The following is a 21,718-nucleotide window of genomic DNA, read 5'->3' on the forward strand; positions in this document are numbered from 1 at the left end:
GGATCGCCCACGCCCTCACGCCGTCCGCACGCCCGGGGCGGGCCGGCGGCTGCGCAGGGCGTCGATCGTGTAGAGGGCCAGCCCCGCCCAGATCAGCACGAACATCGCCACCCGGTGCGGTTCGAGCTGCTCGCCATAGGCCAGGACACTGAGGAGCAGCAGGCCGGTTGGCGCCACGTATTGCAGCAGGCCGAGGGTCGTCAGGCGCAGGCGCGCCGCCGCCGCCGCGAACCAGATGAGCGGGAAGGCCGTGGTCACGCCGGTGAGCATCAAGAGGAGGAGATCCCTCGGCGCCGCCGGCAGGAAGGGCTGCGGCGAGACGACGAGCCATCCCACCGCCAGGGGCAGGAGCACCAGCGTCTCGGCCAGGAAGCCGACGAGGCTATCCACGGCCACGACCTTCCGGATGAGGCTGTAGAGGGCGAAGGACACGGCCAGCGCCAGGGACACCAGGGGCAGGTCGCCCGCCCAGATCACCGCGATGCCCACGCCCACCGCCGCGATGGCGATCGCCACGCCCTGGACCGGCCGCAGCCTCTCGCCCAGCACGAGGCGCCCGAGCCCGACGTTGACGAGCGGGTTGATGTAGTAGCCGAGGCTCGCGTCGAGCATGTGCCCGCGGTCGATCGAGACGAGATAGAGCAGCCAGTTCAGGCCGATCAGCGCCGCCGAGACCGCCAGCAGCGCATGCCGCTTCGTGAGCGGATGGGGCAGGCGCAGCCGCTTGTGCCATGCAAGCGCCAGCAACCCCGCGAACAGGGCCGACCAGACGATCCGCTCGGCGAGGATGTGGCTCGGGCTGAACCCGCCGAGCAACCGGAAGTGGACCGGGACCACGAGGCCCCAGCTCAGATAGGCGGCGAGCGCGTAGACGAGGCCCACGGCGTTTCCTTCTTGTCTGCGTAATCGCGGACGTCGCGGGCTCTTTAACGGAGCCGGGCCGGGGTGGACAGGCGGCGCGGCGCAGGGCTGCCCGGTCCGGGCGACCGACCCGGCGCGCCCGCCGCCGTCATGCGCGCCCGGCGCCGCCAGGGCTTCGCGACGCTCGCGATGACGGTCAGGTCGGTGACGACGACGGGGCGGCGGCGGATGGCGGCGAGGGCGTGGGATCGCCGGCCTGCTCCTGCGCGAGGATCCACTCCCGGAACCGCAAGACCGCGGGCGCAGCGGCATCGCGCGTGCGCCAACAGAGGAAATGGAGATCGCGGCGGATGCCGATGTAGCGATCGCCGCCGAGGCGCACGAGGTCGCCCGCCTCCGTCGCCTCGCGGGCGAAGCGCAGGCTCTCCAGGGCTACGCCCAACCCCTGGACCGCCGCCGAGATGACGAGGGCGCCCCTGTCGAAGGCCGGGCCGCCGCGGGCCCGCGGCGGGCTCAGGCCGTTGAGGGCGAACCAGTCGGCCCAGCGCACCGGGCTGAAGGAGGATTCGAGCCAGGTGAGGCGGCCGACCGCTCCGGGAGACAGGTCGGTCTCCGCGAGGTCGGGGCGGCACAGGGCGGTGATCTCCTCGGGCCCCAGGGACTCGACGGAGAGGCCCTTGCCAGATGGCGGTCGCCCGTAGGCGATGGCCACGTCGATCTCGGGATGACGGGTCAGGTCGAGGGGCTCCGCCCCGGAGGACAGGCGGATCGCGATGCCGGGATTCTGCCCGACGAAACCCGGCAGACGCGGACCCAGCCACGTGGTGGCGAAGCTCGGCGTGCAGTGGACGCCGAGGGAGGACGAGACCTCGGGCATCAACTCGGCGCAGGCGGCCTCGATGGTGTCGAAGGCCCGCGACAGCCCGTCGAGGAGGCGCTCGCCGTCGCCGGTGAGCGTGGCGCGCCGGTTCTCCCGGCGGAACAGCGCCCGGCCGAGATGCCGTTCGAGGGCCCGGATCTGGTGGCTGACCGCCGAGGGCGTGAGGCAGAGCTCGTCGCTCGCCCGGGCGAAGCTGCCGAGCCGGGCGGCGGCCTCGAAGGCCCGCAGGGCCGGAAAGCTCGGGATCCGCCGCATCGCTCGATCCGTGAATTGAATTCACGTTTTTGGTGAAAAAACGTCGTTTGTCAAAGCACGGGCAGAGGTGGAGACTCCCGCCCACAAGCCGCCCGTCCGATGGCGGCACGCTCCCCAGGAGGAAACGCCATGCTCGACGACGAACACGTCCGTCACGACGAGGTCGCCCTCGACCTGCCGCCCGACGACCGGGGCCGCAAGCGCACCTCGATCTACCAGCCCGAGCAGTCCGGCCTGATTTTCCCGGAGATGCCGGAGTTCAACAACCACGCCGAGGAGCGGGAGTACCGCAAGAAGCACCTCGTCGCCGCCTGCCGCGCCTTCGCGATGCACGGCTTCGACTACGGCTTCGCCGGCCACCTGACGATCCGCGATCCCGAGCGTCCGGAGCTCTACTGGACGAACCCGATGTGCGTGCACTTCTCGCAGGTGTCCATGTCGAACCTCATCCTCGCCGACCACAAGGGCCGCGTGGTGGAGGGCCGCTACGCCATCAACCGGGCCGGATTCGTGCTGCACGGCGCCGTGCACGAGGAATACCCCGAGGTCATGGCGATGTGCCACGCGCACACGATGTACGGCACGGCGTGGTGCGCCACCGGCCGACCGCTGGACATGATCAGCCAGGACGCCGCCGCCTTCTACAAGAGCCATGCGGTGATCGGTGCCTCGGCGGGCGCGGTGGCGGTGGAGGCCAAGAGCGGCCTCTCGGTGGCCCAGCAGATCGGGCTCAACCGGGGCGTCCTGCACCAGAACCACGGCCTGCTCACCTGCTCGCGCCACAGCATCGACGACGCGGCCTTCTGGTTCATCGCCCTGGAGCGGGCGTGCCAGCAGCAGATCCTGGTGGAATCCACCGGCATCAAGCCGCAGACGCTGTCGGAGAAGACCGCCCAGTACAGCCGCGAGCATGTCGGCAGCGACTACATTGGTTGGTTGCACTTCCAGACGGTCTACGACCACATCGCGGCGACCCAGCCGGATATGTTCGACTGAGCTGAGGCGGCCCGGGGAAACCCGGGCCTTTCCTTTGACGCGACGTCTGTGCGAGCGGAGCGTCGCCACCCGGGGCGGTGCCACGTCCTGAGAGGCAGGCCGAAGAGCCCCTCCGTCCCCTCAAACCCCCTCATTCTGAGGTGCGGCGAAGCCGCCTCGAAGGAGGCCTCCAGAGGGCGCCGCGATCCCTGACGCTCTCCTTCGAGGCCGTCGTTGCGCTCCGGCACCCCAGGATGAGGTCGCGCAGGGAAAAGGGCTGATGTTCCGGCCAGACCCTGAGAGGCCCCGTTCCCCTGGATCGCGTTACTGCGTTCGCACTGGCGGAGGTGGAGTCAGTCCCTGGCCACGAAGAATCCCGCCCGGGGGAAGTGCAGGTGGAGCGCCCCGAGGTCGGCATCTTCCCGGCCGATGACGACGCGCTCCGCATCGATGGCCACGAGCGATCCCTGCACGGGCACGCGGGCGAAGTCGTCCGGCGTCACCGTCACCGCATCGCCCACCCGTGCCTCGATCAGGTCCTCGACGCCGTTGCCGCCCTGGACCAGGGTCGGCTCGGCCACCCGCGCCGCCGCGAGGGCATCCTCGGGGGAGACGGCCTGCCTGCGGCCGTGACCGATCTCCGCGATCCGGCCGTACCAGTCGAGCATCGGCGGCGTGAGGCCCAGCAGGGTATCGACCTGCCCGGCCTGGGGACCGTCGCGCATCAGCCAGAGCACGTGGAAAACCCCGAGGTCGGCGGTGCCGGGGGCGTCGCCGCCGAGGAACGGGCGCCCATCCGTCAAGGCCCGCCCGAACCGCGCGACCCAGGCCGCCACCCGCTGGGCGTTCCGGGGGAAGTCCGGCTCCATCGCCGCGTGACTCATGTCGATGTAGAGATAGTCCTCCTTGCGGTCGCGGAGGAACTCGGCCGGGGCGTCCCCAGCGAAATGCACCCGGACGCCGATGGCAGCGAGCCAGATGTCCCGCTCGAACCCGTAGCTCAGCGCCTCCGCGAGGCCCGGTGCCAGGCCGGGCGACAGGCTCGGCTCGGGATGCAAGCGGTCGAGGGCCGGCAGGATCGCGTGCGTATCGCAGTAGATGTCGGCACCGACCTGCATCACCGGGATCCGCCGGTAGCCGCCCGTCAGCGGAGCGAGGAGGGGGCGCGGCGGCACCGCCGAGGTCTCGACCGATCCCCACTCCACGTCCTTCAGGCCGAGGGCGAGGCGGACCTTCTCCGCGTAGGGCGACGACTCGTAGTGGTGGAGGAGGATGCGCGGGGTGGACATCGAGGCGTTTCCCGGAAGACGAGCCCCGGAGGTGGGCCGGCTCCCGGCCGCGGCAAGCGCGGCGCACCGTCATGGTCAGGACGCACCAGTGCCGCCGGGCCTGAGGCCTTGCCTCACGGCGCCAGCCACGCCCCTTGCCATCCGCCCTCCCCGCGCCGCCACGCGGCCCGGCGGTGGCCCCGCCGGTCGAGGTAGAGGAAGTCGAGGTGGTGGGCCTCGACCCGCACCGCGCAGAAGGACGGGCGGCCGGTGATCGCCGCCTCCGCCTCGCCGGGCAGGGTGTAGGCGTCGCCCGTCGGCAGGACGGTGCCGGGGCCGGGCTCGGTGCCGTAGCAGACCCGGCTCATCGCCCGCGAGTCCGCCCAGGCCGCATCCGCCACCGCGTCGTCCGTGTGGAGGCAGGCGACGCCCTCGACGCGGATCTGGATCTTGGTGGCGGCGTCGTAGGCGGTGAGGGCACAGGCGGGGTCGGCGGCGAGTTCGGCCGCCTTGTCCGACCGCCGGTCGCAATGGAAGCGCAGGGCCCCGGCCTCGCCCTCGGCTGCCCGCAGGACCACCGTGCGCAGGCGCGGGCGGCCCGCCGCCAGCGTCGCGAGGGAGACGAGATGGAAGCCGCTGCGGCCGTGGACGACGCCATCGGCCAGGAGCCGCCAGAGTTCGGCGAAGCTGGCGTCGAGGTCGTCGTAGAAGGCCGGCAGCGGCGTCATGTGGCGCTCCGCCTGCGCCGTTCCTTAAAGATCAGCGCGAGGTTGCGGACGTAGATGCCCGTCGAGAGCCCCTGCCCGATGATGATCACCGGCTCCTTGCGCACGAAACCGTAGACCAGCGTCATCAGCCCCCCGGCGATGGACAGGAACCAGAAGGAGAGCGGCATCACGCTCTTGCCCGCCCGCTCGCTCGCGATCCATTGCAGGATGAAGCGGGAGCCGAAAATCAGCTGCGCCGCGATGCCGAACACCAGCCAGAAATCGAACCGCGTGACGAACACGTCGTAGAAGTAGTCAGGCAGGTCGTGGGCGAGCTGGATCAGCATCCGACATCCTGGTCTTTCGCCGTAACGGGCACCGGCGACGCCTCGCCCACCGGTGCGCCGATTTCGGCGACGCGCGGCGTGGCGCGCTTGCGCCGGATCAGCCACCAGACCCCCGCGAGGTCGAGGAGGCCCACCCAGAGCCGGTCGAACAGCCCGTAATTCGAGGCGCCCGTGAGGCGCGGGCGGTCGATCACGTCCCGGTGGACCACGCCGAATCCCTCGCGGGCGATGAGGGCGGGCATGAACCGGTGCAGCGCGTCGAAATAGGGCAGCCGTAGGTACACATCCCGGCGGAACACCTTCAGGCCGCAGCCCGTGTCGCGGGTGGAGTCCTTGAGGATTCGGCCGCGCACGCCGTTGGCGATGCGCGATTGCATCATCTTGAACCGCCCGTCCTTGCGCCCGCGCCGCTGGCCCTGGGCGAGCCCCACCGCCGGGCCGCCCTCCTCCAGAGCCGCCAACAGGGCCGGGATGAAGGCCGGGTCGTTCTGCCCGTCGCCGTCGAGGGTGGCGACGACGCCGCCGCGGGCGGCGAGCACGCCGCTGCGCACCGCCGCCGACTGACCGGCGCTGGCGCCGTGCCGCAGCACCCGCAGCCAGGGCCGTCCGTCGCGGGCGGCCTCCAGGGCGGCGGGCGTGGCGTCGGTGGAGCCGTCGTCCACGTAGACCGCCTCGAAGGCGAGGCCCGCGCAGGCTCGCTCGATCTCGGCCACGAGGGGTGCGATGTTCCCGGCCTCGTTCTTCACCGGCACGACGACGCTGAGGTGGAGGGCGCCGGAAGCGGAATCGGAGGCAGTCATGGGGTCGCCCCGTAGGCCGTCATGAAGACGCGGCGGCCGGTGTTGAGGTTGAAGCCGTCCACCTCGCCCAGCGGTGCCGGGGCGGGGCGGCTCACGGGCCAGGCCATGTTGAAGGCCTCGCGCTCGCGGCCCTCCACGAACAGGAGGCGGCAGCCGCCACCCTGGAGGAAGGCCCTGGCCGCGTCCGCGTCGGGGAGGAGGTCGAGGGTGGTGCCCGTGAGGAAGACGAGGCTCGGCTCCCGGTAGCCGAGGGTGCCGACCAGCGGGTTGCGGCAGGGCAGCGCGTCCTTCAGGGCGGCGAGGCGCGGCGAGACCTTGAGGGCCGGCAACTGGCGCTGGGCCAGCCCGAGGATCCCGGGGCCGAGGCAGCAGGAGGCGGCCACGGCCAGCACGAGGGCGCGCTCGGCCCGGCCGCGGGCGAAGGCGAGCCAGCTCGCGGCGGCGGCGAGGCAGGCCAGGGCGAGCACCGGCAGGGCGATCCAGGGGATGCGGTGGTCGTCGAGCTTCCAGCCGACGGCGCAGAGGCCGAGGGTGAGGGCGACGGGGATGGCGGGCACCAGCAGGGCCGTCGCCCGCGAGCCCCGGCGTCCGGTATCGATCTCGCCCCGGCGCAGCGCCATCACGGTGAGGATCGCCAGCCACGGCATCAGCGGCAGGACGTAGTGGGGCAGCTTGGTCGGCACCGCCTCGAAGACCAGCCATGCCGGCAGCACGGCGGCGATCAGGAAGGCCATCGCGTCCGCGCGCCGCTCCCGCCACGCCAGCGGCAGGGCCATGGCGGTGAAGGCCGCCGCCGGCCAGAAGGTCGCGAAGAAGGCGATGGTGTAGGCGCCGGGCGGCCCCCAATGCCGCTCCGCCGCGCCCCCGACCTTGCCGAGCATGTCCTTGCCCACCGCCTCGGCGTAGAAGGCGCCGCCGCTCTTGAGGGTGATCGCCACGAACCACGGGGCGACGATCAGCACGGTGAGCGCCAGCCCCGCCCAGAGCCGCAGCGGCAGCAGCCACCGCGCCGAGCGCGCCTTCCACGAGAGGAACAGCGCCGGAAGGGCCACGAAGAGGGGTACCATCGGGCCCTTGACCAGGATGCCGAGGGCAAGGCCGAGCCAGAAGGCGAGGAAGACCCGCACCGTCACGCCGTCCTCACCGTCATTGCGAGCGGCAGCGAAGCAATCCAGGGCAGCACTGCGTTCGGAAATCTCCCGCATCCCTGGATTGCTTCGCTCCGCTCGCAATGACGACGGCAGGCGCCGCCCCAGCCACACCCGCGCCAGCGCCCCGAGGCTCGCCGTGGCGCAGGCTGCCAGCACGGCGTCGGTCTTGGCGAGGTGCGCCTCGGCGTTGAGCATCAGGCAGCCGCCGAACAGGGCGGCGGCCAGCAGCGCGTCCCGGCGGGAGAGGAAGGCGAGCGCCGCCCAGTAGGCGAGCAGCACGGAGGCTAGGGCGCCCAGCAGCGAGGGGATCCGGTAGAGGGCGATCCGCGTCCGCGCCTCGGGAACGCCCAGGGCCTCGCCGGCGGCGACGGCGGCGGCCTGCGCCCAGTAGATGCCCACGGGCTTCTTGTTGCGGGCCTCACCCTGGAAGCGGATCGCGACGAAATCGCCGGTCTCCAGCATCTGCTTCGTCGCCTGGGCGAAGCGCGGCTCGTCCCGGTCCATCGGCTGCAGGCTCGCCTGACCCGGGAGGAACAGGACGAGGCCGAGCGCCAGCAGCGCGAGGCAGGCCCGGACATGGCTCGCGGACAGGCGGTCGAGCAGGGCGGCGCTCCGATCCCCGGCGGCACCGGACATCCCATTCCCGGCGCGGAAAAGCGCCGTGGCAAGGGGGCGTTGGGTCATTGTCTCGCTATCATCGACTCGGGATCTTCGGGCTTCGACCGGTGCGCAGCCCGGCAACCCCGGCTGTTCAGCCGGGATCGGACGGGGATGTCAATTCGTTCCGGCGGCGGCGCGCAGGCGGGCGAAGCCGGCGTCGAGGTCGGCCTTCAGGTCGCCGAGATCCTCCAGGCCGATGTGGAAGCGCAAGGCGGGCCCCCCCGGCGCCCAGCGGGTCGCGGTGCGGAAGGGCGTGCAGTCGAAGGGGATGCACAGGCTCTCGAAGCCGCCCCAGGAGAAGCCCATCCCGAACAACTCCAGCCCGTCGAGCATGGCGGCCACCGCTGCCTCGGGGACCGGCTTGAGGATCACCCCGAACAGGCCGGAGGCGCCGCTGAAGTCGCGCTTCCAGATGGCGTGGCCGGGATCCTCCGGCAGGGCCGGGTGGAGCACGCGCAGCACCTCCGGCCGGGCCTGCAGCCAGCGGGCGATGTCGAGGGCCTGACGCTCGTGCTCGCGCAGGCGCAGGCCCATGGTGCGCATCCCCCGCATCGCGAGGAACATGTCCTCCGGCCCGGCGCAGACGGAGAACTGGTGGTACGTCCGGTTGAGGACCGGCCAGTATTCCGCGTTGGCCGAGGTGAGGCCGAGCAGCAGGTCCGAGCCGCCGCTCAGGTACTTGGTCCCGGCCTCGATCGCGATGTCGACCCCGCGTTCGTGCGGCGGAAACAGGAGCGGCGTCGCCCAGGTGTTGTCCATGACGACGCAGGCGCCCCGTGCATGGGCCACCCCGGCGATGGCCGGCACGTCCTGCATCTCGAAGGTCAGCGAGCCCGGCGCCTCGACGAGGACGGCCTTGGTGTTCTCGCGCATGACCGCGCCGATCCCGGCGCCGATCAGCGGATCGTAGTAGGTGGTCTCCACGCCGAAGCGCTTCAGCACCTCGTCGCAGAAGATCCGCGTCGGCCGGTAGGCCGAGTCGCTGACGAGGAGGTGGTCCCCGGCCGAGACGGCGCTCATCAGGCCGATGGAGAGGGCGGCGAGCCCCGAGGGCGTGGCGACGGTCCCGGCGGCGCCCGCGATCTCGCTCCAGGCGTCGCAGAGGGCGTCCGACGTGGGCGTGCCGTGGGTGCCGTAGGTGTAGCGTCCGCGCCGGTGCTTGAGGTCGTCGTAGGTCGGGAACAGCACCGTCGAGCCGCGGTAGATCGGCGTGTTCACGAAGCCATGCTGACCGGACGGGTCACGCCCGGCATGGACGAGGCGGGTCGCGGGGGCGAACTTGGCCCTGGATTCGGGCTTCGGCGTCAGGGACATCGGGACTCGGTGCTGCGCGGCGGCTGTTGCGCCGCACGAAGCCCCCGGCCCGGCGATCCGTCAAGGTCGTACGTCCCGGGCCGGGTTCAGGCGAAGGCGATGCCGAGTTCGCCGACCCGCCGCCAGACTACCCGGCAGGCCCAGCGGTCGCCGCCGGGCTCGAGGGTAAGGGTGAAGGCTTCGGGCAGGCCACCCGCCTCCGGTACGAGAAGGCGCGCGCCGGTCGCCGAGATGTCGTGGACGATGCAGGCATGGTTCCCGCCCCCGGCCTCGATCCGCCCGGCCCGTTCCAGGGCGACCCGCCGTCCTTGCCGTTCGACCATGCACGCCGCTCCGTCGGAGGCGGCCCAGCACGGCCGCGTTCGCCGGGACACGATAGGGCGAGGCTTCCTTAAGCCCGTGCCTCCGGGACGGATACGATCCACAGGCCGGTGGAGCGGAGCAAGTCCTCGTTTCGTCTTGCGCTTAACCCGAACCTAATCCGATGCGCCAAATTCCTCCCAATGCTCGGTCTTCGCGGGCGCAGCGAAGCAATCCGAGGAGACGCCCCATCCTGAGTGTTTGGCCGGGACCTCATTTCTATGTCCCACCGCGCCCTCCTCCTTCGAGGCGGCTTCGCCGCACCTCAGGATGAGGAGGTGGGATGGGACCGAGCTATTTTCCGGCCAGACACCGAGGTGCGGCAAAGCCCCTTTGAGGGAGACGTCCAGGCATCGCGGGGCACTCTGGAGGCCTCCTTCGAGGCCTCCGCTGCGTTGCGGCGCCTCAGTGTCTGGCCGGGAGGGTCGTCGCCCAATCCGTCATTGCGAGCGCAGCGAAGCAATCCAGGGATGCGCTACGCTCGGAGACGGCCCGCTGCCCTGGATTGCTTCGCTGCGCTCGCAATGACGCGGCGGCCTTCATGGGCTGCCGAGCCCTTTCCGGCCAGACTTTCAGGGCGCCGTCTGAGTGTGATCTTAGCGCACGGCCTTGGGCGGATCGGATTGCTGCGCCTCGTCGTAGGCTTCCATCCAGGCTTGGCGGTCCTCGGAGCCTTCCGGGTAGGGGCACTCGGCCTTCGGCTTGCCGTAGAGCCGGGCGTTGCGGCCCTGGATGAAGGGGCTGTCGCTGGCGGTCGCCTGCACGTTGGTCATCGAAACCTCTCATGCGTTGGGAGCTTCGTTAACGGCCCCGCCCCTATTCTGTTGCCGTTCACTCCCCTCGATTCCGAGCTCCGCGGCGTGCGTATCCTGCGTCTCCTTCTCGGCGTTGCCGTCGTCACGATCTCGACGGTGATCGTGATCTTCGTCGTCGCCGACCGGATCGCCCACCTCACTCCCCCGGCCACCGTCGCGCGGACGGCCGCCAGGGCCGTGACGGCCGAGCCGTCGGCCACGGGCTCGATCCCCGCGCCCGTCGCCGCGCCAGCACCCGCGCTCAAGAAAGCCGCGCCCGCGATCCCCAACGGGTTCGACACCGAGCGCCTGCGCGACCTGATGCGCGCCGACCCGCTGATGCGGGGCCGCTGAGGCGCCTTCCGGTCAACTCGGATCGCTCCGCTCGCGAGGACGGAGCAAAGTTCGACGAATTTCGGTCCCGGAGCCTGCGGTTCAGGCCCCTTCCTCCTCCGGCAGGCGGACCGTCGCTGCCGCCTGGGCGGCCAAGCCCTCTGCGCGGCCGACGAAGCCGAGCTTCTCGGTGGTGGTCGCCTTGATCGACACCGCCGAGAGCGGCACCCCCGCGATGGACGCGATCCGGGCGCGGATCTCCTCCCGGTGCTTGCCGATGCGCGGCGCCTCGGCCAGCACGGTGATGTCGAGGTGGTCGATCTTGCCGCCGCGCGCCCGCACCAGCTCGCAGGCATGGGCCAGGAACTGGTCGGAGGCGGCGCCGCGCCACTTCTCGTCGGAGGGCGGGAAATGGGTGCCGATGTCGCCGTCCGCGATGGCGCCGAGCAGGGCGTCGGTCAGGGCATGGAGGGCCACGTCGCCGTCCGAATGGGCGAGTACGCCCCGGTCGGCCGGGATGCGGACCCCGCCGAGCCACACATGGTCGCCCTCGGTGAAGGCATGGACGTCGAAGCCCGTGCCGAGGCGGGTCACGTAGGCGGTCATGGCGGGGGCTCCGGCAGAGGGGTCGGGATGGGATGAGAAGGCCCGGTCCGCCTCGATGAGGTCGGAGGCCCGGGTGATCTTGCGGTTGTCGCCGTCGCCCTCGAACACCACCACGGTTAGGTTCGCCCACTCGGCCAGCGCTCCGTCGTCGGTGAAGCCGTGGAGGTCCTGCCCTGCGGCGGCGCGGTGGGCCTTGAGCAGAGGACCGAAGGCGAAGGCCTGCGGCGTCTGTACCGCGCGTAGGGACTCGCGGGCGGGTGTCTCGGTCACGCGGCCGATGCCGGGGGCGATCTCGTCGACGCGCTTGACGGTGTCCGTCACCGGCACGCCGGGCACGGCGGCGCCATGATCGCGGCCCGCTTCGATCGCCCGCTGGATCAGGTCCGGCCGGATGAAGGGACGCGCCGCGTCGTGGACGAGGACGATTCCCGGCGCCTCGGCCGCCAGGGCTTCCAGCCCGGCGCGGACCGACATCTGGCGGGTGGCGCCGCCCTCGACCGGCGTCGCGATCCGGGCGCGAATCGCCGGATCGAGATCGGCGAGGCATTCCTGGAAGAAGTCGGCCGCGTCGGCGGCGATGACCGGCTGGATGCGCGCGATGGCCGCATGGGCGGCGAGCGCCGCCAGGGTGCGGGTCAGGACGGCCTGTCCGGCCACGCGGCGGTATTGCTTCGGCACGCCGCCTCCGACGCGGATGCCGCGCCCGGCCGCCACGACGATGGCGGCGACGGTCTCGTTGGTCTCGACGGCGGACATGAGGGGCGACTGTCCCGAAGCGGCGGCGGCAGACCTGCCGCGCGGCTGGCGCCATACCTGTGAAACGTGCCCTGCGTTTAAGCGCGGCAGGGGGCGAAATCAACGCGACGCCCCCGCTTGCGTCCGGCCCCGCTTTGCCTCATTGTTGTGCAGAATGAAGACTGACCATTATTTAGGCGTCCTTAGGAACGGGCGACAGGCCGCGGAAGCGCCGATCTGCCTGCTCGCTCCGCTTTCGGGCGTCACCGACCTGCATATGCGCCGGATCGCCCGGCGCTGCGGCGCCGACGCCGTGGTGTCCGAGATGGTGGCTGCCCGGGAGTTCGCCCGGGGCTCGGCCGAGGCCAGCCTCCGCGCCGAGGGGGCGGGCGTCACCCCGCACATCGTCCAGCTCGCCGGCTGCGAGACGGCACCCATGGCCGAGGCCGCCCGGCTGGCCGAGGCCAACGGGGCCGACGCCATCGACGTGAACATGGGCTGCCCCGCCAAGGTGGTGACGGGCGGCGCCTCGGGCTCGGCCCTGATGCGCGACCTCGACCATGCCGAACGCCTGCTCGCGGCGGTGCGCGGCGCCGTGGACATCCCCGTCACCGTGAAGATGCGCCTCGGCTGGGACGATGCGAGCCGCAACGCGCCCGACCTCGCCCTCCGCGCCGAGCGGCTCGGCCTCAACGCGGTGACGGTCCACGGCCGCACGCGGCAGCAGTTCTACAAAGGCTCGGCCGACTGGGCGGCGATCCGCGCCGTGGTCGAGGCCGTGTCGCTTCCGGTGATCGCCAACGGCGACATCCTGGACGTTGACGAGGCCCGCGCCTGCCTCGCCGCCTCGGGCGCGACGGGCGTGATGATCGGCCGGGCGGCCACCGGGCGCCCGTGGCTCGTGGGTGAGGTGGCGGCCGCCCTCGCCGGGGGCGTGGCGAAGGGCCCCTCCCGCGCGGAGCAGGCGGCCTTCGCGGCCGAGCATTACACCGGCCTCCTCGCCCTCTACGGCCGGGCCATGGGCGTCCGCCATGCCCGCAAGCACCTCGCCGCCTATGCCGAGACCGGCGGCGGGCTCGCCGCGGCCGAGCGGACGGCCCTGCTGACGACGACCGACCCGGACACGGCCCTCGCGCTCCTGGCCCGGGCCTTCGCCGGGACGCCGGACGGCCTCAAGGTGGCGGCATGAGCGACGAGTCTCCCATCGCCGGACTCGGCGGCCTCAAGCTCGCGGGCAGTGAGGCGGTGCTGAACGCCCTGCCCCTGCCGGTCCTCACCATCGGCGGGGACGAGCGCATCCTCCAGTGCAACCACGCGGCGGAGGCGTTCTTCGAATACTCCGCGCGCCTGATGCAGCGGCGGCTCCTGCGCGACATCATCCCCTTCGGCTCGCCGATCATCGCCCTGGTGAACGAGGTGCGCCGCCGCCGGGCGAGCGTCAGCGAGTACCGGGTGGAGCTGACCCAGCCGCGCCTCGGCATCGAGCGGAGCGTCGACGTCTTCGCCACGCCGCTGGACGACGGCGACGCGGTGGTGATGATGCTGCAGGAGCGCACCATCGCCGACAAGATGAACCGTCAGCTGACCCATCGCGGCGCGGCGCGCTCGATGGTGGCGCTCGGCGCCATGCTCGCCCACGAGATCAAGAACCCCCTCGCCGGCATCCGCGGCGCGGCACAGCTCCTGGAGAGCACCGGCGGCGAGGAGGACCGGCTCCTCACACGACTGATCTGCGACGAATCGGACCGGATCGTGCGCATCGTCGAGCGGATGGAGCTGTTCGGGGACGAGCGCCCCGCCGAGCGCGGGCCCGTGAACGTCCACGGCGTGCTCGATCAGGTGAAGCGCTCCGCCCAGTCGGGCTTCGCCCGCCACATCCGCTTCATCGAGACCTACGATCCGTCGCTGCCGCCGGTGCTCGGCAACCGCGACCAGCTGGTGCAGGTGGTGCTCAACCTCGTGAAGAACGCCGCCGAGGCCATCGGGCCCGATGCGGTCGAGGGCGAGATCACCCTGGCCACCGCCTTCCGCACCGGCCTGCGGCTGCAGATCCCCGGCTCCCGCGAGCGGGTCAGCCTGCCCATCGAGGTGGCGATCCGCGACAACGGCCCCGGCATCTCCGCCGAGATGCTGACGGACATGTTCGATCCGTTCGTGACGACGAAGGCACAGGGTTCCGGCCTCGGTCTTGCTTTGGTCGCCAAGATCGTCGGTGACCATGGAGGGATCGTCGAGTGCGATCCCGCCCCACGCCGAACCACGTTCCGCATTCTCCTTCCGATGTCGAGCGCGCGCGACGGGCGCGAGCCGACACTCGCCACCTGATCCGGAAGCCCGCCGGAGGCCCCGAGTAACTGTCATGCCGAACGGCCACATCATCGTCGCAGACGACGACGCCGCCATCCGCACGGTGCTGAACCAAGCGTTGTCACGGGCGGGCTACGAGGTCCGCTCCACGGGCAATTGCGCCACGCTCTGGCGGTGGGTCGCCCAGGGCGAGGGCGACCTCGTCATCACCGACGTGGTGATGCCCGACGAGAACGTGTTCGACCTCCTGCCCCGCATCAAGCGGGTGCGGCCGGAACTGCCGATCATCGTGATGAGCGCGCAGAACACCTTCATGACCGCCATCCGCGCCTCGGAGCGCGGGGCCTACGAGTACCTGCCCAAGCCCTTCGACCTGAAGGAGCTGATCGCCATCGTCGGCCGCGCTTTGTCCCGGCCGCGCGGCGCCCCGGCCCAGGGGGCGGGCCCCGAGAACGAGGACATCCCGCTGGTCGGCCGCTCGCCCGCCATGCAGGAGATCTACCGGGCGCTCGCCCGGCTGATGCCCACCGACCTCACCGTGATGATCACCGGCGAATCGGGCACCGGAAAGGAACTGGTGGCGCGGGCGCTGCACGATTACGGCCGCCGCCGCACCGGCCCCTTCGTGCCCGTGAACATGGCCGCGATCCCGCGCGACCTCATCGAATCGGAGCTGTTCGGCCACGAGAAGGGCGCCTTCACCGGGGCGCTCCAGCGCTCGGCGGGGCGGTTCGAGCAGGCCGAGGGCGGCACCCTGTTCCTCGACGAGATCGGCGACATGCCGATGGAGGCGCAGACCCGCCTCCTCCGGGTGCTCCAGCAGGGCGAGTACACCACCGTCGGCGGCCGGGTCCCGATCCGCACCAATGTGCGCATCATCGCCGCCACCAACAAGGACCTGCGGGTCTCGATCCAGCAGGGCATCTTTCGCGAGGACCTGTTCTTCCGGCTCAACGTCGTGCCGCTGCGGCTCCCGGCGCTGCGGGAACGCTCGGAGGACGTGCCGGACCTCGTCCGCCACTTCTTCGTGCTGGTCGAGCGCGAGGGCCTGACCCGCAAGACCCTCGACGGCGACGCGATGGAGAAGCTCAAGCGCTACCGCTGGCCGGGCAACGTCCGCGAACTCGAAAACCTCGTGCGTCGCCTCGCGGCCCTCTACCCGCAGGAGACGATCACCGGGCCGGTGATCGAGGCCGAGCTCGACACCCTGCCCCTGACGCAATCTCCCCCGCCCGGCGGAGCCAACGGCGCGGCGCGCAAGACCTCCGGCGAGTCCGAGAGCCTGTCGAGCGCGGTGGAGCGGCACCTGTCGGACTACTTCTCCGGCTACCGCGACACCCTCCCGCCCCCCGGCCTGTATCATCGCATCCTGCGGGAGATCGAAGGCCCGCTGATCGGCGCGGCGCTGGCCGCCACCCGGGGCAACCAGATCCGGGCGGCGGAACTGCTCGGCGTGAACCGCAACACCCTGCGCAAGAAGGTCCGCGACCTCGATCTGCAGGTCTTTCGCAGCGCGCGGTGATGGGCTCCGCCCACGAGGGCGATGAGCCGTCGCGGTAAGGCCTGGCGGCGACGCCCCGCCTCACACTAACAGCATCACCGCCGCGACCACGATGGTGCCGAAGGTGAGGACCATGCCCCCGCCGCGGCAGGCGAACTGGCGGGGGGAGTTGGCCGGCGCGAACATACCGACGGGATGCAGCAGGCGGCCGACCAGCAGGGCGACGAGCAGGGCCTGGATCGTGCCGTGACCCGTACCCCGCCCTTCGAGCAGGCCGATCAGGATGAGCGCGATCGGAACGTACTCGACGAAATTCGCTTGGCTGCGGATGCGCTTCTGCAGGTCGGCGTCGCCGCCGTCACCGTGGAGGACGTTGCCCGCGAGGCGCCCCGCCATCACCCAGCCGGACAGTCCGACGAGGACGAGGGCCAGCACCCCGGCATAGAAGGCGGTCGTTGCGGGGAAGATCATGGCGTCGCATTGTCCTTGTCTGTGCCGCCCGGTGACGCGGCGTCGAACCGGTGCGATCACGAGATAGGGCGCACTCGCCCAGCGGGAGTCCTGTCACGATGATCGACGATCCGGAATTGCTCGCCAGGGCGGAGCGCCTCGTCGCGGCCTATGCCGCCGCCGGGCGCACGCTCGCCACCGCCGAATCCTGCACCGGGGGGCTGGTGGCGGCGCTGCTCACGGCCGTCCCCGGCTCGTCGGCGGCCGTGGAGCGGGGCTACGTCACCTACTCGAACGCGGCGAAAGCCGAGGCGATCGGCGTCGATCCGCGCCTGATTGAGGCCCACGGCGCGGTGAGCGAGCCCGTCGCAAAGGCCATGGCCGAGGGGGCGCGGACCGCCTCCCGCGCCGACGTGGCCGTGGCGATCACCGGCATCGCTGGGCCGGGGGGCGGCAGCGCGGACAAGCCCGTGGGCCTCGTCCACCTCGCCGTGGCCTCGCCCGGGGGCACGCACCATCTGGAGCGCCGCTACGGCGACCTCGGCCGGGCCGGCATCCGCCGGGCGGCTGTGGAGGACGCGTTGGGTTTGCTGGAAGGGGCGCTTTAGCGCGCTTTCGGGAAAGCCCGGATCGTACGCCGGCCCCGTCTTTGCGAAGCGATTGACCGCGGATCGAAAGCGCCCACGATCAGGGATCCCGAAGGACCCGGTCCTTCGGTGGGGTCCAGGGGCGAAGCCCCTGGGCTCACGCCGCGCCGTAGATCCGCGCGGCGCGGCCCTCGAAGGCGTCGGTGAACTTGCGGAAGGCGCGGTCGAACATGGTGCCCATGAGCAGGCCCAGCGTCCGGCTCTTGAACTCGTAGGTGATGAAGAAGTCGATGTCGCAGGTCCCGCCCTCGGCGTCCTTGAACGACCAGCGGTTCTCGAGGTGCCGGAACGGGCCGTCGATGTACTCGGCAACGATCTTCTTCGCCGCGGGGTCGAGGGAGACGCGGGTGGTGAACCGCTCGCGGATCGCCTTGTAGCCGACGCCCATCTCCGCGATCAGCACCTGCCCGCCCTCCGGCCTGTCCTGGCGGCGCACCACGCGCAGGGACTCGCAGAGCGGCAGGAATTCCGGATAGCGTTCGACATCCGCCACGAGGTCGTACATCTGCTGGGCAGTGTGCCGCACCCGGCGCGTGACCCGGAAGGATGGCATTCCGAACGGACTTTCTCAGGCCGAGAGCGCAGGGGAGAGCTTGGCGTTGCGGGCCGCCTGCAACCGGGCGAAATCTTCGCCGGCGTGGTGCGATGAGCGGGTCAGCGGCGTCGCCGAGACGAGAAGGAAACCCTTGGCGTAGGCCGTGGTTTCGTACCCCTTGAACTCGTCGGGCGGGACAAAACGCATCACCGCATGGTGCTTCTTCGACGGCTGGAGGTACTGGCCGATGGTCAGGAAATCCACGTCCGCCGAGCGCAGGTCGTCCATCAGTTGCAGCACCTCGTTCCGCTCCTCGCCGAGGCCGACCATGATGCCGGACTTGGTGAAGATCGCCGGATCGAGCTCCTTCACCCGCTGCAACAGCCGCACCGAGTGGAAGTAGCGGGCGCCGGGGCGGACCGTCAGGTACTTCGAAGGGACCGTTTCCAGGTTGTGGTTGAACACGTCGGGCTTGGCCGCGACGACGGCCTCCAGCGCGCCGTCCTTGCGCAGAAAATCGGGCGTGAGGATCTCGACCGTGGTGCCGGGGCTCGCCCGGCGGATCGCCGCGATGGTGCGGGCGAAATGCTCCGCGCCGCCATCCTTCAGGTCGTCCCGGTCCACGGAGGTGATGACCACGTGGTGCAGGCCGAGCTTGGCCACCGAGTCGCCGATCTTGTCCGGCTCACCCGCGTCGAGGCCGTCCGGCAGGCCGGTGCGCACGTTGCAGAAGGCGCAGGCCCGGGTGCAGGTGTCGCCCATGATCATGAAGGTGGCGTGCCGCTTCTCCCAGCACTCGCCGATATTGGGGCAGCCCGCCTCCTCGCAGACGGTGACGAGGCCGTGCTCGCGTACGATGGCGCGGGTCTCGCCCCAGGCCTTGGAGCCCGGCGCCTTCACGCGGATCCAGTCCGGCTTCTTGAGGGCCACCGCCTGATCGGGCCGGTGCGCCTTCTCCGGGTGGCGCGGCGGGCGCGGATCGTTCTTCAGGATGTCGAGGACGACGGCCATGTCACACCTGGGCGCGCGAGCGCGCGGGACGGGATGGCCCTGACTTAGGCGGTTCGGGCCGTCGCCGCAAATGGGTGTGGCGCTCCGGCGCAACGGCCGCGAAACAATGTCGTCGGCCCGCCGGGCCGTCGCCGTGCGACAGAGGCCGCCCCTCGGCGGCCGCCACGCGGCGCGGATTTTCGCTATCGCAAAGTGTATTACGAAGTATTTTATAGTTTACAGTTGTATTGCCGATGTCGATTGACGAAGATAGCTCTATATTAACGGCCGTTGGCCGTATTGCTAGCGCGCGACACGAGCCGACACGCCTCATCCTCTCCATGACCGGGAACGACGACACGACCCTGGATGCCGCCCTCCGGGCGATCGCGGCGGGCGCCTTCGAGGATGCCGAAGCCATCGCCGAGACAGCCCTCACGGCCGGAGAGGACGGGCCGGCTCTCCGCCTCGCCTACGCGACGGCGCTGGCCAAGCAACTGTGCTTCGGCCGCGCCATCGAGGCCAGCCTGCATGTCCTGCACCGGGCCGATTGCGGGGTGGGAGAGAGGCTGGGCGCGCTCCGGGTGATGGCCTGCTGCGGGACGCAGGTGGGCGATCCCGATCTCGTCCGCCCTCACCTCGCGGCCGCCGGCCTGGAGCGGGCGGCCCACCCGGTGGAGCGGTGCTGGCACCCGCGGATCCTCGCGCGGATCGGCGCCACCGACGAGGCCCGGGACGCCCTCGCCGCGCTGCACGCGGAGGTCCCAGACGATCCCCTCGTCACCGGCATCCTCGGCCAGACCATGCAGGAGATGGGCGACGCGGTGGGCCTGCGCCTCGAGATGGCGCTGATGGGCCGGGCCTTCTTCCGCACCTTCCACGCCCCGGTCCACCCGCCGGAGCGGATCTGGGAGGGGGAGCCGCTCGCGGGCCGATCCATCGTCCTCGTCCCCCACGGCGGCTTCGGCGACATGTTCGACTGCATCCGCTACGCCGCCCGCCTGAAGGGGCTCGGCGCCCGGAGGGTTACGGCGGTGATCGGCGCGAAGGGCCGCCACCTCGTCGCCGGCGCGGGCGTGGACGAGGTGATCGATTTCTCCGAAGCCGCCGCGGTGATCGGCCGGAGCGACTTCTGGGTGCCGGTGCCCGGCCTCAAGCGCGTCGCGGTCCTGTCGGGGGAGGTCACCGGGCGAGGCGGCTACCTCATGGCGCCACCCAGCGCCGTCGCCGCGCCCCTCGCGCGGGCGATGCGGGAGCGGGCGGCGGGGCGCCCCTGCGTCGGGCTCTACTGGCACAGCGATCGCGATCTCGGCGAGCACAAGAGCGTGCCGCTTCCCGCCCTGTGGCCGCTCTTCGCCCGGCGGGACGTCCACTGGGTGATCCTGCAGCGCGGCTTCGGCCTCCGGCGGCTCCATGCGTGCGGGCTTGGCGCGGAGGCCACCGTGCTCGGGGACGATCTGTCCTTCGACGACACCGCCGCCGTCATGGCGCAGCTCGACGGCGTCGCCTCGATCTGCGCCTGGGCCTTCCACCTTGCCGGAGCGCTGGGCGTGCGCGCGTGGCTGCTGGCCGGCCGGGTGATGGATTGCCGCCACCTCGACCGCGAACGCGACTCCGTCCTTTACGCGGACTGCGCCAGCCTCGTCCGGCAGCCGCGGATCGGCAATTGGCCGGGCGCCATCGCGCGCCTCAAGGACGAACTCGACGCCTTCGTGCCGACGCGCCGGACGGGCGCGCCCGAACAGGACATGGCCCAGCGATGAGCGAGATGCCGACCGATCCCGTGGCGTTGATCAAGAAGGGTGAGTTCGAGGCGGCGGAGGCCATCCTGGAGCCGGCGCTGCGGGCGGACCCCAATGCCCGTGCCCTCCGGATCGCCTACGCGGAAAGCCTCGCGATGCAGTTGCAGTTCGATCGCGCGATCGAGCAGTGCCTGCGCCTCCTGCGCAACCCGGCGCTGAGCCTCTTCGAGCGCATCACGATCCTCGAACAACTCGCGAGTTGCGCGACCCAGGTGAACGATCCGGCGATCGTCCGGCCCTTTCTCACCCTGCTCGACGAACTGACGCGCTCCCCCTACGCCTCCGACCGGTGCTGGCCGCCGCGAATCCTGCGGCAGGCCGGATACCTCGACGAGGCGCGCGCGGCCTTCGCGGCAATCCTGCGCGAGTTTCCCGGCGATCCCTTCGCCAGCTTTATCCTCGGGGAGGTCATGATGGAGCTGGGCGATCCGGCGGGCCTGCCCCTCAGCCTGTCCTATTCCAGCCGGGCCTTGGCGCGGGCACACCAGCCCGGCGTGCAGCCGATCGAGAAGCTGTGGGAAGACGAGCCCCTGGACGGCAAGGCCGTCGCCGTCCTGTCCTGGGGAGGCCACGGGGACTTCTTCCAGTTGGCAGGCCATGTGGCGCAACTGAAACGCCTCGGCGCGCGGCACCTGACCGCCGTGGCGATGGCGCGCTACGGCAAGCTCCTGATGAGCGCCGGGTTCGACGAGGTGGTGCCCGCGGTGGAGATCGACGCCATCATCGCGCGCAGCGATCATTGGACCACCACCTTCGGCCTGATGCGGGCGGACTTCAACGGCGGTGGCGCGCGCAAGCCGAGCGGCTACATGAGCCCGCCGCCGAGCGCCATCGCCGACGGCCTCACCGCCCGGATGCGGGCCAAGGCGGCGGGGCGACCCTGCCTCGGCCTGTACTGGCACAGCGACCAGCACCAGGGCCAGATGAAGAGCGTGCCGTTGGCGCGCCTCGTCCCCCTCCTCGCCCGGCGGGACGTCCACTGGGTGATCCTGCAACGGGGCTTCGGCCTGCGGCGGCTGATCGAAGCCGGGCTCGACGGGGACGTCACCATCGCCGACGACGACCTGCCCTTCGACGATGCGGGGGCGCTGGTGGCCCGGCTCGACGGGATGGTGAGCATCTGCGCGTGGCCCTTCCACCTTGCCGGGGCTCTGGGGACGCGCGCGTGGCTCCTGGCCGGCAGGGCCCTGGCCGCCCGCCACCTGAACAGCGACGGCCACTCCCACCTCTATCCCGATTGCGCCACCGTGGTCCGCCAGCCCACCATGGGCGACTGGCCGGGGGTCGTCGCGCGGATGAACCGCGAACTCGATGCCTTCGTCGCCGGGTTCGCGCCTCCCAACTCCGACACGGGAGACGGCTGATCCGGCCTGCCCGCGGGGCGGCCCTGCGATCCCGGATCGCCTCCTCCGCGCGCCGTGACGACCGGGCGCGGTGATC

22 protein-coding genes are annotated in these 21,718 nt (G+C 71.3%); 8 read left to right on the plus strand and 14 right to left on the minus strand.

All coding sequences use genetic code 11. From position 1 onward, the window contains the following. Window positions 1–15: 15 nt before the first annotated feature. Window positions 16–882 carry an EamA family transporter RarD gene (rarD, locus tag MFF06_RS18175; protein ID WP_238206564.1) on the minus strand — a complete coding sequence of 289 codons (867 nt, stop codon included), beginning with the start codon at window positions 880–882 and terminating at the stop codon, window positions 16–18. Window positions 883–1,057: 175 nt separating this feature from the next. Beyond that, window positions 1,058–1,996 carry a LysR substrate-binding domain-containing protein gene (locus MFF06_RS18180; protein ID WP_238206566.1) on the minus strand — a complete coding sequence of 313 codons (939 nt, stop codon included), beginning with the start codon at window positions 1,994–1,996 and terminating at the stop codon, window positions 1,058–1,060. Between the two features lie 129 nt (window positions 1,997–2,125). Between MFF06_RS18180 and MFF06_RS18185 the strand changes: the two genes are divergently transcribed. Further along, the gene (locus MFF06_RS18185; RefSeq protein WP_238206568.1) at window positions 2,126–2,992 is read left to right on the plus strand and encodes a class II aldolase/adducin family protein; all 867 of its coding nucleotides are present in this window, start codon (window positions 2,126–2,128) and stop codon (window positions 2,990–2,992) included. Between the two features lie 332 nt (window positions 2,993–3,324). Here the strand turns inward: MFF06_RS18185 and MFF06_RS18190 are convergent, their stop codons facing one another. The 8 genes from MFF06_RS18190 to MFF06_RS18225 all read right to left on the minus strand — a co-directional run bounded on the left by MFF06_RS18190 (window position 3,325) and on the right by MFF06_RS18225 (window position 10,351). After that, window positions 3,325–4,260, minus strand: a complete 936-nt coding sequence (locus MFF06_RS18190; protein ID WP_238206570.1) for a glutathione S-transferase family protein — start codon at window positions 4,258–4,260, stop codon at window positions 3,325–3,327. A gap of 113 nt (window positions 4,261–4,373) precedes the next feature. Next, window positions 4,374–4,967 (minus strand): pyridoxamine 5'-phosphate oxidase family protein, encoded by a 594-nt coding sequence (locus MFF06_RS18195; protein WP_238206572.1) that lies wholly within the window; start codon window positions 4,965–4,967, stop codon window positions 4,374–4,376. After that, on the minus strand, window positions 4,964–5,293 hold the full coding sequence (locus MFF06_RS18200) for a lipid-A-disaccharide synthase N-terminal domain-containing protein (RefSeq protein ID WP_238206574.1): 330 nt from the start codon (window positions 5,291–5,293) through the stop codon (window positions 4,964–4,966). The genes MFF06_RS18195 and MFF06_RS18200 overlap by 4 nt, the downstream gene beginning before the upstream one ends. Then, entirely contained in the window at window positions 5,287–6,093 is an 807-nt protein-coding gene (locus MFF06_RS18205; RefSeq protein WP_238206576.1) for a glycosyltransferase, read from the minus strand. Before MFF06_RS18205 ends, MFF06_RS18200 begins: the two co-directional genes overlap by 7 nt. Next, window positions 6,090–7,880: an ArnT family glycosyltransferase gene (locus MFF06_RS18210; RefSeq protein ID WP_238206585.1), complete on the minus strand. Its 1,791-nt coding sequence runs from the start codon at window positions 7,878–7,880 to the stop codon at window positions 6,090–6,092. Before MFF06_RS18210 ends, MFF06_RS18205 begins: the two co-directional genes overlap by 4 nt. A gap of 138 nt (window positions 7,881–8,018) precedes the next feature. Beyond that, the gene (gene metC / locus MFF06_RS18215; protein WP_238206587.1) at window positions 8,019–9,218 is read right to left on the minus strand and encodes a cystathionine beta-lyase; all 1,200 of its coding nucleotides are present in this window, start codon (window positions 9,216–9,218) and stop codon (window positions 8,019–8,021) included. Between the two features lie 86 nt (window positions 9,219–9,304). Further along, entirely contained in the window at window positions 9,305–9,541 is a 237-nt protein-coding gene (locus tag MFF06_RS18220; RefSeq protein WP_238206589.1) for a PilZ domain-containing protein, read from the minus strand. Between the two features lie 633 nt (window positions 9,542–10,174). Further along, window positions 10,175–10,351 (minus strand): ribosome modulation factor, encoded by a 177-nt coding sequence (locus MFF06_RS18225; RefSeq protein ID WP_238206590.1) that lies wholly within the window; start codon window positions 10,349–10,351, stop codon window positions 10,175–10,177. Between the two features lie 87 nt (window positions 10,352–10,438). On the opposite strand from MFF06_RS18225, the gene MFF06_RS18230 reads away from it, so the two are divergent. Beyond that, complete coding sequence (locus MFF06_RS18230) at window positions 10,439–10,726, plus strand: hypothetical protein (RefSeq protein ID WP_238206592.1); 288 nt, start codon at window positions 10,439–10,441, stop codon at window positions 10,724–10,726. An 81-nt stretch (window positions 10,727–10,807) separates the two neighbouring features. Here the strand turns inward: MFF06_RS18230 and MFF06_RS18235 are convergent, their stop codons facing one another. Beyond that, entirely contained in the window at window positions 10,808–12,067 is a 1,260-nt protein-coding gene (locus MFF06_RS18235; protein ID WP_238206594.1) for a bifunctional 2-C-methyl-D-erythritol 4-phosphate cytidylyltransferase/2-C-methyl-D-erythritol 2,4-cyclodiphosphate synthase, read from the minus strand. Window positions 12,068–12,221: 154 nt separating this feature from the next. On the opposite strand from MFF06_RS18235, the gene dusB reads away from it, so the two are divergent. Genes dusB through ntrC form a run of 3 tightly spaced genes read left to right on the plus strand, consistent with a single transcriptional unit; the run spans window position 12,222 to window position 15,875 of the window. Continuing rightward, window positions 12,222–13,235, plus strand: coding sequence for a tRNA dihydrouridine synthase DusB (gene dusB, locus MFF06_RS18240; protein WP_238206596.1), 1,014 nt, complete (start codon window positions 12,222–12,224; stop codon window positions 13,233–13,235). Next, on the plus strand, window positions 13,232–14,371 hold the full coding sequence (locus MFF06_RS18245) for a two-component system sensor histidine kinase NtrB (protein WP_238206599.1): 1,140 nt from the start codon (window positions 13,232–13,234) through the stop codon (window positions 14,369–14,371). The genes dusB and MFF06_RS18245 overlap by 4 nt, the downstream gene beginning before the upstream one ends. A 34-nt stretch (window positions 14,372–14,405) precedes the next feature. Beyond that, window positions 14,406–15,875: a nitrogen regulation protein NR(I) gene (ntrC, locus tag MFF06_RS18250; RefSeq protein ID WP_238206600.1), complete on the plus strand. Its 1,470-nt coding sequence runs from the start codon at window positions 14,406–14,408 to the stop codon at window positions 15,873–15,875. 60 nt (window positions 15,876–15,935) lie between these two features. Here the strand turns inward: ntrC and MFF06_RS18255 are convergent, their stop codons facing one another. Continuing rightward, a complete protein-coding gene (locus MFF06_RS18255) occupies window positions 15,936–16,325 on the minus strand; it encodes an MAPEG family protein (protein WP_238206603.1) in 390 nt (129 codons plus the stop codon). A 98-nt stretch (window positions 16,326–16,423) separates the two neighbouring features. Here MFF06_RS18255 and MFF06_RS18260 point away from each other — a divergent pair, with 98 nt between their 5' ends. Further along, a complete protein-coding gene (locus tag MFF06_RS18260; RefSeq protein WP_238206605.1) occupies window positions 16,424–16,912 on the plus strand; it encodes a CinA family protein in 489 nt (162 codons plus the stop codon). Between the two features lie 136 nt (window positions 16,913–17,048). Here the strand turns inward: MFF06_RS18260 and MFF06_RS18265 are convergent, their stop codons facing one another. Both MFF06_RS18265 and lipA read right to left on the minus strand, forming a co-directional pair. Continuing rightward, entirely contained in the window at window positions 17,049–17,504 is a 456-nt protein-coding gene (locus MFF06_RS18265; RefSeq protein ID WP_238206607.1) for a type II toxin-antitoxin system RatA family toxin, read from the minus strand. A 15-nt stretch (window positions 17,505–17,519) separates the two neighbouring features. Next, window positions 17,520–18,497, minus strand: coding sequence for a lipoyl synthase (gene lipA, locus MFF06_RS18270; protein WP_238206609.1), 978 nt, complete (start codon window positions 18,495–18,497; stop codon window positions 17,520–17,522). Between the two features lie 320 nt (window positions 18,498–18,817). Between lipA and MFF06_RS18275 the strand changes: the two genes are divergently transcribed. Next, window positions 18,818–20,239 (plus strand): hypothetical protein, encoded by a 1,422-nt coding sequence (locus MFF06_RS18275; RefSeq protein WP_238206611.1) that lies wholly within the window; start codon window positions 18,818–18,820, stop codon window positions 20,237–20,239. Then, complete coding sequence (locus tag MFF06_RS18280) at window positions 20,236–21,642, plus strand: tetratricopeptide repeat protein (RefSeq protein ID WP_238206612.1); 1,407 nt, start codon at window positions 20,236–20,238, stop codon at window positions 21,640–21,642. The genes MFF06_RS18275 and MFF06_RS18280 overlap by 4 nt, the downstream gene beginning before the upstream one ends. Window positions 21,643–21,718: the final 76 nt, after the last annotated feature.

Origin of the sequence: Methylobacterium aerolatum (genome assembly GCF_022179085.1) — a bacterium.
Classification (GTDB): Bacteria; Pseudomonadota; Alphaproteobacteria; order Rhizobiales; family Beijerinckiaceae; genus Methylobacterium; species Methylobacterium aerolatum.